This window comes from Emticicia sp. BO119 (genome assembly GCF_013912375.1).
Lineage (GTDB): Bacteria > Bacteroidota > Bacteroidia > Cytophagales > Spirosomataceae > Emticicia.
Genome location: NZ_JACETV010000002.1, coordinates 439,050 through 450,902 on the forward strand (window position 1 = coordinate 439,050; position 11,853 = coordinate 450,902).

General features: G+C 36.5%; 12 protein-coding genes. 3 read left to right on the top strand and 9 right to left on the bottom strand.

Features of this window, described 5'->3' with window-relative positions; all coding sequences use genetic code 11:
- Nucleotides 1-233: 233 nt before the first annotated feature.
- Complete coding sequence (locus H1R81_RS08830; protein ID WP_181840342.1) at nucleotides 234-806, bottom strand: PKD domain-containing protein; 573 nt, start codon at nucleotides 804-806, stop codon at nucleotides 234-236.
- A gap of 369 nt (nucleotides 807-1,175) precedes the next feature.
- Nucleotides 1,176-1,823: a hypothetical protein gene (locus tag H1R81_RS08835; protein WP_181840343.1), complete on the bottom strand. Its 648-nt coding sequence runs from the start codon at nucleotides 1,821-1,823 to the stop codon at nucleotides 1,176-1,178.
- Between the two features lie 456 nt (nucleotides 1,824-2,279).
- Here H1R81_RS08835 and H1R81_RS08840 point away from each other — a divergent pair, with 456 nt between their 5' ends.
- A complete protein-coding gene (locus H1R81_RS08840; RefSeq protein WP_181840344.1) occupies nucleotides 2,280-3,347 on the top strand; it encodes a mannose-1-phosphate guanylyltransferase in 1,068 nt (355 codons plus the stop codon).
- A 95-nt stretch (nucleotides 3,348-3,442) separates the two neighbouring features.
- On the opposite strand, the gene H1R81_RS08845 is transcribed toward H1R81_RS08840, so the two are convergent.
- From H1R81_RS08845 to H1R81_RS08870, 6 genes are all read right to left on the bottom strand, one after another.
- Complete coding sequence (locus H1R81_RS08845; RefSeq protein WP_181840345.1) at nucleotides 3,443-4,321, bottom strand: ArdC family protein; 879 nt, start codon at nucleotides 4,319-4,321, stop codon at nucleotides 3,443-3,445.
- Between the two features lie 100 nt (nucleotides 4,322-4,421).
- Complete coding sequence (locus tag H1R81_RS08850) at nucleotides 4,422-5,159, bottom strand: hypothetical protein (protein WP_181840346.1); 738 nt, start codon at nucleotides 5,157-5,159, stop codon at nucleotides 4,422-4,424.
- Entirely contained in the window at nucleotides 5,156-5,482 is a 327-nt protein-coding gene (locus H1R81_RS08855) for a hypothetical protein (RefSeq protein ID WP_220275194.1), read from the bottom strand. The genes H1R81_RS08850 and H1R81_RS08855 overlap by 4 nt, the downstream gene beginning before the upstream one ends.
- Before the next feature lie 102 nt (nucleotides 5,483-5,584).
- Entirely contained in the window at nucleotides 5,585-6,124 is a 540-nt protein-coding gene (locus H1R81_RS08860) for a hypothetical protein (protein ID WP_181840348.1), read from the bottom strand.
- Nucleotides 6,125-6,165: 41 nt separating this feature from the next.
- On the bottom strand, nucleotides 6,166-6,663 hold the full coding sequence (locus H1R81_RS08865) for a hypothetical protein (RefSeq protein WP_181840349.1): 498 nt from the start codon (nucleotides 6,661-6,663) through the stop codon (nucleotides 6,166-6,168).
- Nucleotides 6,664-6,786: 123 nt separating this feature from the next.
- Nucleotides 6,787-7,140, bottom strand: a complete 354-nt coding sequence (locus H1R81_RS08870) for a LytTR family DNA-binding domain-containing protein (RefSeq protein ID WP_181840350.1) — start codon at nucleotides 7,138-7,140, stop codon at nucleotides 6,787-6,789.
- An 859-nt stretch (nucleotides 7,141-7,999) separates the two neighbouring features.
- Here H1R81_RS08870 and H1R81_RS08875 point away from each other — a divergent pair.
- Both H1R81_RS08875 and H1R81_RS08880 read left to right on the top strand, forming a co-directional pair.
- Entirely contained in the window at nucleotides 8,000-10,246 is a 2,247-nt protein-coding gene (locus H1R81_RS08875) for a tail fiber domain-containing protein (protein ID WP_181840351.1), read from the top strand.
- The gene (locus tag H1R81_RS08880) at nucleotides 10,243-10,857 is read left to right on the top strand and encodes a hypothetical protein (protein WP_181840352.1); all 615 of its coding nucleotides are present in this window, start codon (nucleotides 10,243-10,245) and stop codon (nucleotides 10,855-10,857) included. The genes H1R81_RS08875 and H1R81_RS08880 overlap by 4 nt, the downstream gene beginning before the upstream one ends.
- 13 nt (nucleotides 10,858-10,870) lie before the next feature.
- Here the strand turns inward: H1R81_RS08880 and H1R81_RS08885 are convergent, their stop codons facing one another.
- The gene (locus H1R81_RS08885; RefSeq protein WP_310588072.1) at nucleotides 10,871-11,560 is read right to left on the bottom strand and encodes an IS5 family transposase; all 690 of its coding nucleotides are present in this window, start codon (nucleotides 11,558-11,560) and stop codon (nucleotides 10,871-10,873) included.
- Nucleotides 11,561-11,853: the final 293 nt, after the last annotated feature.

Genomic DNA, 11,853 nt, shown 5'->3' on the forward strand with positions numbered 1-11,853 from the left:
GAAAATATTCAATCAATTCTATTTTCCAATTCAGGGCATTTAAGAAAATACTATTGTACTATGGAATTGGATTTTGTAGAATGGATAGTAGGATTGCCTACCGTTGGGTAGCACTGCTTGGTATTTATTAGATCAATGGATAAAAGTTATACCCTGCGACTGTCTCTTCACCACTTTTCTTCTGAAAATTTATATTACTTTATAAAAGGCTACCAAGTGATTTATTCAGAATATTATTTTCGTAATAGCATATTTTGGCATAGCCCATTTTTAATAGAAATAAATCCACCCCAGGCAAGTCCGGATACTCCTTCCTGTTTAGCAGCAAAAGGGTAGATGCCTGCGGGTAAATTGACCGTTACAAAACCTTCCGCATCGCAATCAGGAACAAGGTTCCCATTGACATATTTATTTAGGACACCTATGTAATGCTCATTCACATAAATTTTAATGGGATTGCCCTGAAAATCTGACCAGAATAGCAGGTAACCAGTCGCTGGAATGGTATGGATGGTAATAGTCTTTGCTGTAGAGTTTTGTCCGGTTTGTCCTTTGGCCGTCAGGGTAATAAGGTATTCCTTGTTTTCTGTAAACCGGTAAAAGGGCGTCACTTTTGTAGACTGCTTACCTGTACCAAAATCCCATTCATAAGTGTTAGCATTCTGAGAAGTATTGTAAAAATATACAAGCCCGTTGGTTGTTTCTTTATACGTAAAATCTGCGATTAGTACCGGTATTTCTTCTTTTTTACAAGCATTTACCAGGATCAAAGCGGCAAGAAAATTTGTTAAGAAAAGTTTATTCATGTGGGCTGTTTTGTTTGCTAAAACTATAAATGCTTTCAATAAAACTATGTAGCATAAGTGTCTGAATCTGATTTTTGTTTTGCTTATTAAGCAGCAACTGAGTAAACAAAAGCCGATTTTGTTGGACAGGTATCTACTATCGTCTTGTTTTCTCTATTGATGCTTCATGGAATACCTGAGAATTTCTCTTTTATGATACAACTACTAATTTGTATCTCATTTTTATTTGAAATCCTATTAGATGAGCCATCAAAAGCTTTACAAACAGAAAAGGATTTAGGCAGAAAACTGATAATTGGCCTATAGTTAAGGATAAGGTCTTTTTATTCAGGCAGTTTCAGGTACTTAAAAATAGTTTATCCATATGTATTATTTGAAAAAAGGTAATCTTTTCATGATTTGGTAACGAATCACTTTTGAGGGAAGACTATGATACGCCAATAGAGACCATTTAAAATGGCTTACTAAAAAATCTATATCTTTGCTTTTTATCGAAATAAGCCTGTTGTTCAACCTGTTTAGGTTTTCTGTACTTTCTTTAAAGAGGTGTATCTGCTCTTTAAGGTTTCTGATGGTAAGAATTACCTGCTCATTTTCGTTGACTTGCTTTTCGACCAGTGATTCTTCTAAAAAGTATAAGGCCTGCTCTGGCCTCAATCCCATTTCGTGCGCTAAATTTTTTATTGTATGCCAGGCTTCTAATTTGACCCTTTCAAAAGTAGTGTTGAATTTTTTATAGTACTTTTTTGATAAAAATACTCTTTCGCCTTTATTTAATAAAAGACCTACTTTATTCCACAAGGCCTGTTCATCAATGAGCGTAATCATACCTTTCTTCTGGGCTGAAAGAATCAGTTTTTTAGCGCTTTTTGTAGATGATATACTCAGACTATCCTCCTCAATAATCATAAAAAAGGTCATTCGGGGAATAGACAAAGCCAATAGTTTGGGCAACCTGAGATAGGTCTCATAATCAATGAACCAGTTTTTATTTTTACTTTCTTGGGGGTTTACCATAGTAGGGTCTAACTTTTTATTAATTGCTTCAAATTGAACAAATCAAGCTAAAGAATTCCTGGTTATTCTTTTGGTGCATACCAGTAGATTTGCATTTCTATCGCCATGCAAGCATAAGTAAGTAATAGTATTTGCCGGATTTTTAGAAAAGATTACACAGTTGTATCTTTTATATACTCATCCTGCTATGCCTGAGCAAATTTCTATTAGTTGACCTTCAATCTACTGCCCCCCAAACCAACTTTTCTTTATTGAGCCTTACCTACGCCTGTGATCGATGCCTTTTTAGTTTATTTTATCCTATATACGAGGAGATTTAACAAAAAATCCTCTCTCTGTTTTATAAATATAAATAAGGCTTCTATATTTATCGGGATTTTATGCAATAAATTTTATCAGTAAGCTTGCTTGTTTTGCTAAACTACCCAAAATTATTTGAACACTCCAAGGATTATTATGAAGAACAATTATGTCATTATCATGGCAGGAGGTGTCGGAACAAGATTCTGGCCTTTTAGCCGTAGTACCAATCCCAAACAATTCCATGATGTTTTAGGCCTGGGGAAAACCATGATTCAGCAAACAGTTGAGCGTTTTGATGGGGTCTGCCCGCAAGAAAATATTTATATCGTTACCAGCGAGGAATACTATGAGCTTTGTAAACAACAGTTACCCTATCTCTCAGACGACCAGATTCTATTAGAGCCGAGCCGCCGGAATACTGCCCCTTGTATCGGTTATGCCTGCTATAAAATTGCTTCCCGGAATCCTGACGCCAATATTGTGGTAGCACCAGCCGACCACATTATTCTGAAAGAAGAGGAATTCAGGACCCGCATCAACATGGCCCTGCATTTTTCAGAAAAAAATGAAGTATTAGTTACCCTGGGTATTAAACCGACTCGCCCCGATACCGGTTATGGCTACATTCAATTTATGGAAGCAGAAGGAGATATTAAGCGGGTACGGACTTTTACCGAGAAACCTAACTTAGAGTGGGCCATCAAGTTTGTGAAAAGTGGCGAATTCGTCTGGAATGCCGGGATCTTTATCTGGCATGTACAGGCCATCAAAAAAACTTTTGAACTGTTTTTGCCTGAAATGGCGGAAGCCTTTGAAGGTATTAAGGAAGATTTTTATTCAGACCGGGAGGCTGAAGCCCTGAAAAAAGCTTATCCCCAATGCAAGAACATCTCCATAGATAATGGAGTGATGGAAAAGGCTGAGAATGTCTTTGTGGTACTTTCCGATATTGGCTGGTCTGATTTAGGTACCTGGAAGTCACTCTATGATATTTCGGAGAAAGATAAAGACCAGAATGTCATAGATGGTCAGACCATCTTGTATGATACACGGAACTCTATTATCAAAACACCACAGGAGCGATTGGTAGTCATCAATGGGTTGGATGGGTATATCGTAGCAGAATACGAGAATGTATTGATGATCTGCAAAAAAGAAGATGAGCAGAAGGTAAAAGAATTTGTGGCGTTAGCCGGTACTCAGGGAAAGGAATTTGTTTAAGATGTACCTCAGCAGAGGACTACGTATTTTCCTTTTTAAATCGACTAGGAAATTAGCAAAAGAGACCTACAATTCATTTTTAGGTCTCTCTTTATTTAACCGTTAGAAACATTAACGTTGAGGATATACTCCACGGCCTGTTGGGCTTTGGAAGCAGCCTGAACAATAAATTTCTTATCATTTTGCAGCAAACCTAGCCAGCCCTGGATGTAGGCGGCACTATTGTTTAAATGGCTTATACCTACTCCTCCCAATGACGTTAAATAACAACTGCCGATTTCAGCGATTAATTCCTCAAATGAGTACGTCTCGGAGCCAAAATGCGTATTTTCATACAAACTTTTCCGGGCAAGTCTGTGAAGCGCCCCGGTGGAATGAACTAATTCATGAAAGAGTACGCCATAAAATGAAGCCATGGATTCAAATTGTTCCAGTTTCGGCATCGTAATCGAATCATATTTAGGGTCATAATAGGCTTCGTGGCCCCGGTAATAAATCACTGGGCATAAGGGCATTTGTTGTAGAATTTGTTCACAAGAGACAGTGATGAGCTCGATAGGTTCTTGACTGGATTTGATATACTTTTCAGGAATGTTCACACATTGGTCTATATTAAATACAATATAGGTTTTCAATATAGTCCATTCCTGCAAGCTCATCTCACCATTCTTTATGACTTCCTTTTCATACTTTGTTGCATAAATAATAAATGCGCCTTTTTCTCCTTTCCTAACCCTTCCACCTATTTGTTGTAATTGATAATGCGTCAAAAAATAGTTTTGGGGATAATCCAGGGTATTCAGAAGCATAGCATTAATGCCTGTATAGGGTCGCTTCGAGATGAGGTTTTTAGGCATACCATTAGGTTGCCACGGTTTTCGCCAGGGCACTACGTCTTTTTCCAGAAGGGCAATAATTTTCTCCGTTACACGTGTATACACATCATTGGGAGAAGTGAGGGTGACTTTTTGCATAGAAGTAGCTATTAAATTGTTTAAAGAATACTTTTAAACAATTCTATAACTACTTGCCAGGCTTCGACAGAGAGGGGAATTTGCATTAGCTGCAAAAATGTCAGTATCCTTTCTTGGCTTTGAGTTCCTTGATTTCCTTTTTCAGGGTAAACATTTCCTGTGTATCCAGTTGGGTGTTAATTTTCTCAATGATATGACTGTAAATTTTCAGGTAGGCTTCCCCGATAGGATTATACAGGGTACTGGCCATGTCCAGGTAATTCAGGTAGTAACCTTTGCTATCCAGTTCAATGTATTCCACTTTTGGGATAGCCACACTTTTGACATAGACTTTCTCATTGGAGAGCGGCTCCACCCCATAAATATTGATCTTTCCTGACAGAGTAATGATGCCTTTGTAGGCCCAGATTTCCTGCTTATTGGCATTGATGCCTTTTATGGCTCCTCCGCTCAAGGTAGTAATACTGGGGACAATTTCAAAGTTAAGTAGCAGTTGTACGTCCCGTTTGTCGGTAAAGATCATTTCATCATAAGAAGCAAAAGGGCCTTTGATGTTAAAGCCTTTGGCAATGAGCATTTCTTCTATATCTGCCTGAAAACTCTCCTGGAGTTTGGTATAGAGATTATATCCCCCTAAAAAATTATTATCTGCATGCTTGAATTTAGGCGTAGTAAGAGCCAACAGAAAATTGGCAGAGCCTGCCTTGCCCGTACTCTGAGGAGTATAGTCAAAGGTAAACACCTTTCGGGTTTCAACAGGTACAGCCGTTGAAGTTGAAGCCAGATAGGTTAAAAGAGCCAGAACTACAATAATGACGGAAAGTAAAGTACGTTTCATTGAGGTATGGTGTTAAGTTGGTAATACTGGAATGTACAAAGAATTACTGCTGAACAATAGGCAAGCAGGTCATAGCCATCAAACGTGCCTGCGATGCGTGAAAATTTTTGTAATATTTCAGAGCCAATGGCTAATAGAATGATGGCAAGAAACCATAGGTATGCTTCCAAACTTCGCTGACCCTGCCAGATGAGTATGAGCCACATCAGGAAGCTATACAACCATAATCCGTCAGGAGCATTGTAGGCTATCCACTCAGGGATGACCATGAGAATAGAACGATTGTCAAATGACAATGGAAAGTCAGGCACTGCTAATGACAATGGTCTTGCTAGAATATATAGGAAGGATCCCAGAAAAAATGGTATAATTATATGAATCGTATATTTATTAGCGTTAGCTGGTAAAAACATTTTTTTGACTATTTATTTTCCGTAAAGTCTATACCCGAATGTAATCAGTATTGGTACATAGCTATCAGCATATCCTGTACTCAGGTGCAGTCTTCCTTCACCTGTTAAAAATAGCCTGTCAACATCCATCCGAAGGCCAAAACGAGGAGAAAAAACTATACCACTCTGACTTGGATCATCTCCAAAAAAGTAGTCGGAATACTGAGACCGATAAAGCCCCAACCCAAGCCCTATATAGGGTCGTAAAGGTGCTCTTCCTAGAGAATAGTTAATGGTAAAGTATTTAAGGGCGTAGGCAGAAACTGTAAAAAACGTATTCTGACTATAGCCTTCCTCACTTAATTTATGAAAAGCCAACTCACCGCCAACAGCGAGATTTTTCTTTAATTCTGTTTGAAAATCACCGAGTAATCCAAAGCCACCCCCAACATAATCGGATAAGGCGCCAATGGGGAATGCCGGACTGATGCTGGCAGATATGTCCATTACTTTTTGGCAAAATCCGGTATTGAGAATGAACGAGGTAAGTAGCGAAAGAACAATCTTTTTCATGAGTAGTATCAAAAATAAGGAAGATGAATATTTCTGGATTATTATTTGGTAAAGGTGCCACCCAAGGTTTGCGCAGAGGTGAAATAATAGGTAAGAGTATTACAATTGGGGCTATACGCTGATTTACTGGTAGTAGCCTTGTAAAAACGGATAGTCGATTGATTGTAAATGTTAGACATGTAATTGCTTTCACAATAAATCTTGAACTTATAACCACTGTAGACGGTTACGACATTTCTTAGTTTTTTATCGACTTTCTTTTGTTTATTTTCCACAATGATGCGGGCCACAATCCCATAGGCAAAGACATTGTCATAATTATTGGTAGCATAGCAGGCCCGCCAGATTTCATCCTCCTGGAGATCAATGAGAAACTCCATAGGCTTACCCTCATTCATTAGTTGACTGATTCTGCTTTCGGCATCAATGCTTGCCGGAGTTTCAATGATAGGAGGGAGGAAAGGGTCAATTTCCTCTTTTTCACAGGAAAAATTAAAGAGAAATATCCCAATAGCAAGAGAGGTATAGATTTTCTTCATCAGTAGTGGGCCGTTTAAAATATTTGAATATTTTAAAACTAATCACCCTTATTCGTAAAATCCATAGCAAACTTGAATCTGGTTAATTTGAAGCTGATTTTAATGCACCTGGAGCGGAGATTATTATTTAATACCTGTATACTCCATAAATTGCTGTTTCCTGGATTTTGAAACGGCCAGATGGATTTCATTGGTAAGAACGACTACGCCGTCTTTTCTATTGATGAATTTCTTGATGTGTTTGATATTCACCAGTGTTTGGCTGTGGATTCGATAAAAGCCATATGCCTCTAATTCTTTTTCCCATTCACCAATGCCCTTTGTCGATAATACTTGTTTAAGGTTTTTTGTCTCTCCATATATATGAAATAAAGTAGAGTAGTTATTAGACTGGCAGAAGAGGATATTTTCTATATGAATAAGTTCATATTCATTGCCTTTGGGTATCCACACAATCTTTTCTAAAGTTGTTCCCATGATAGTATTAGTAAAGGGTAAAACCACTTCCAATAAAAATGCGTGAACTATTACCCTGCTTCGTCCTAGAGGCTCTGGTAAGCCCTTGCAACAAAAGCAAAAGTAACGCCCACGCTTAACCATGGGCGCTAACTTCAACTTTCCCGTTGCAATTAAAATTTACCAGATTTCTAGAACAGGATTGTTATGTTAACGCAATTCAATATGTTATTTCTTAAATGTTAAAGTCTATTGTTTAATGCTTGTAAATTTAATTTGATAAAGGCAAATATATCGATTTTTTGTAGTTTTTTGTGTGAAATTTTCAGAAAAGAAGCAGCTTATTAGCTCGTTTCTTTCAAATATTTATTTTGGGCTTGGTTTTGGAATATAGGATAGTTAGGACAACTCCACTATAAAGTTTTGCAAGTACTTTTTTGTCACGCACTTTTCATTATAAAATCTATTTTATAATGGATATCATTCACAAACGAACTGTATAAAGGCTGTTAATTTTGGATTGTTCTTCTTCAGAAATAGGATATAATATTTCTGGATAATACTTATAGATTGAAACGGTCTGTTTTTTTCTAAGCCTTATCAATACTAAATGGGTTCCACTGTGGGCGTAGTTTCATTTTCATAAGGAAGTTTATAGGCTACTTCTTTATAAAAAAGAAGTTTATACAAAGTACTAATTTATTAGTGAAAAGGAGGTTTAATCTTAAGAAATGCTCAATCTATATTAAAGAAATGGTTTGATAGGTAGTAAGTACCAAAGAAGCTAGATATTAAGCTTATCTATATAGTAGTTTTTCTTTTAATCAATTTGATGTGGAAAACCTCATACTAATATTTCATGTTAGAATGAAGTATAAATATGATGAGAAATTCTTCCTTTACCCAAGCCCTCAATAAATTACTTATTAGCTTATTTGTCGGATTAGCATTTTTCTTCGGTGTTCCTACGACAGAGGCAGCATCCACTATCAATTATCAAGGGATCCTTAAAACTTCTTCTCAAACTGCAGTTCCCGATACATCATACACCTTTATATTTAAACTTTATACACAATCAAGTGGAGGAAGCGCAGTATGGACAGAAACACAATCATTAACTACTTCAAATGGAGTATTCTCTGCAGAACTTGGAAGGGCGTCATCATTTCCGTCTAATCTCTTTTCATCAAATCCTACGATGTATCTTGGAATTACTGTAAACAGCGATTCTGAAATGATCCCTCGGCAGAGAGTGGGTTCTTTGCCGTATGCCTTTACGGCTGATGAGATTTCTTTATCAGGACTTAGAGCTGCTGCTCAAACAAATACTATTAATAATCTCAATTTTGCTCAAAATTGGAATTGGAATACGTTAACCACAGAAGATGCTCTTACTATCTCATCCTCTACTCAAACTACTGGAACACTTCTCAGTATCTTAACAAATTCAAACAATCTTGATTCTTCTAAGGGGCTTTTATCGGTAATCAATTCCGGAACTTCTACAAATGGTATTGTTGCTCGTATTCAATCTAATGGCAGTGATACTCAATCTGGGATTACGATATTAGCTAATGGAAATGTTGGATTAGGGAAGAGCAACCCAGCATATCTTTTTGATATTAGCAAAACAAATACAATTCCCGCTTTAGATATTACTAGAGTTGCCCGTTTAAATTATAATGTATCTGGCATTACAAACGATACTACAGCACAAGGTACACGATCACTTGAAGTTAACACAACAGTAACAGGTCCCTATAGTATGGGTACTCTTTCAAGTTTATATGCAAATACCTATAATGACAGTACCGCCGGTACCACAACACATCTTATTGGTGTAGTAGGAAGAGCATATAATCGTGGAGGAGGTACAGCTACTCAAGCCATGGGTACCTATGGAGGTATTAATACGAGTGGTGCAGGAGGAAATATACTTCAAGGATATGGCCTTTATGCTAATTCACCAATAATGACTGGAGGTTCGATCAGAGACTATTTTGGTGTTGCTTCTGAATTTAGCTCTTCACAAATAAGTGGTGGAACAATTCAAAATGCATACGGTGCGTATTTTGCAGTTCCAAGCGGTGCGACAAATAATAACATAGGGTTAATTATTGGTGGCGCTCCATCAGGTGTAAATAATCTTGCTTTGTTTGCTACAGGTAATTCCGTATTAAATGGTAAATTGGACATTGCAGGGCAACTGACTCCTCAAGGAGGTGTTTTTCTCAATAATTTTAATTTAGTCTATAACGGTTCATTGCAGGTAAAGAATAAAGCAGGTGCAGATTGGTTAAACTTTGCAAGTCGAAACACTTCCGGCAGTGAAGCAGTTGTTAATTTTTCCAATATCGGTTCCATAACAGCGTCATTAATAAGTGCTCAGAGTTTGGGGATTAAAAATGCTTCTCCATCATATCTTTTACATGTAGGAGATGGGACAACATCAGGTATAATTGCTCGCTTCCAAAACTCAACGGGCACTTGTGACATCAACCCAACTGCAACCGCACTCTCATGCTCATCAGATGAAACTTTGAAAGAGAATATTGTTTCAATTAATGAAAGTTCATTAGAAAAGATTAAACAATTAAATCCAGTAACCTATTCATGGAAGGACGATGAAAATCATAATACTCAAACAGGATTCATTGCTCAACAGGTACAGAGCATTTTTCCAAATCTTGTGTCTGAAGAAAAGGACACGCATCTTTTGTCACTTAACTATATTGGTTTTATACCATATATCATTAAATCAATGCAAGAGATTATTACTAAAATTGACTTCTTTGCTGAAAAGTTTATTACCAAGAAGGCATATATAGAGGAGTTATGTATTGGTACTGCTCAAGAAGCCACATGTCTCTCTAAAACTCAGATTGATACACTTTTAAATAATGTTCGACAACAAATTATTGAACCAACACCCATGACTTCAGAAGCAGAGCCTACTCAAGAAGAATCAGAGACTATAGAATCACTAGTTCTGGAAAAAGAGAAAGTTGTAGAGGAAAAAACTCCAACTCCTCAAGAAGAAAATGAAGAATCAGAAGAACAGCCTAAAGAAAATAGTCAGCCAACATATACTCCAATAACAGAAGATTCTGGAAATGAATTGCTATGAAATATCTAATTATAATCAGTTTCCTAACTCTTATTGGTAGTACCAATGTTTACGCAGCTTCATCTCAAAACTATTCAATTAATAACGGAACCATGAGAGGAGCAGGAACTTCATCAGCTTTATCTTACTCAAATATAGGGAATGCAAGTGCCTTCTTCGGAAATGCTATACAAAGTTCAAGCTATATAATTAATGGGACAGCATTAGCAGCAAACAATTTTTCAAACTCATCGAATCAAATCTCTAGCTCTAGAAGTGGTAAACAAACTCAAAAAAAGAGGGTAATCTCTTTGATTATAAAAGAGAAAACAACCAACAATAATCCAATTATTAGTACAACTTCTAAAACTAAAACAGCATCTACTAATACCATAACTCCGCAATTATTGCTTAATTCAATAACCATTCAAAATACTTCCAAGGCTAGTTATAATACTAGGAAGCAATTTTTAAAAGAACATTCAATTATTACTGGATCAATTCAAGAAGGAAAGAGAAACAAAGGAATTATTTGGCTTATCTCAGCTATCGTTATATTTTTAGGAGCGGGAACAAAACTATATTTTAAAGAAAAAATACGACTTACTAAAAATAAAATTTTCTTTGATTAAGAAACTGTTTGAGTTAATTTTTTAATTTTTTTATAAATAATCTAATGAAAGCTATTTTGATAAAACACTCACTATTGTCGGTTAATCTTTCAAAATCCTTACTTAAACGCCTATAATGATTTAGCCAAGCGAAACTTCTTTCTACTACCCACCTCTTAGGAGAGACTAGCATTTTGCCATTATTGGCAAGTTTTGAGTAAGTTTTTACAATCTCCAACTCACATTTAAGGTGCTTTTTTACCCAATGTAGTAAATTACCTCTATAGCCTTTATCTGCAAATATCTTTTTTAAACGAGGAAAATCTGCACTATTTTCCACCATTTTAGCTAAAACTAATTGGGCTGATTTACTATCATGAACATTAGCCGCATGTACCTTAACAGCCAGTAGATTTCCCAAAGTATCAGTTACTATATGCCTTTTGCGGTCTTTCACTCTCTTACCTCCATCGACACCTACTTCTTGGGTTGAAAAAGATGTGTTTTTTACGCTTTGAGAATCTATTATGGCAGCACTTGGCGTTTGATGTTTTCCCACCTTTTCTCTCTGAAAAACCCTTAATTCATTGACTATCAAATCATAAACCCCCTCATTGTTCCATTTTCTAAAATACCAATAGACTGTTTGCCAAGGTGGAAAGCAATCTGGTAAATCTCGCCAACTATTACCATTTTTGCACAAATAAAGTATCCCTTCCAGGATGCTTTGAAGTCCTCACTTAGATTTCTTTTGGTTTTGTAAATACTGCGCTATATATTGCCACTCGGTAGAGCTTAGGTCTGTTGTATATTTTTTCTTCACAAATCAAATTTACAACCGGGTGGCGTTCCACTTCTTTGGCTCTACCTTTTTTTATACAATTAATTCAAACAGTTTCTAAGAATATTCAAAATAAAGAAAACATATTAAAGATACTGGAACTTCTTGTCATGTTGTTCTAAGCTCAATTAGATTATTCCTTGAAAAGTAACTATTTTTTTGCTCTTTTTCTGTTA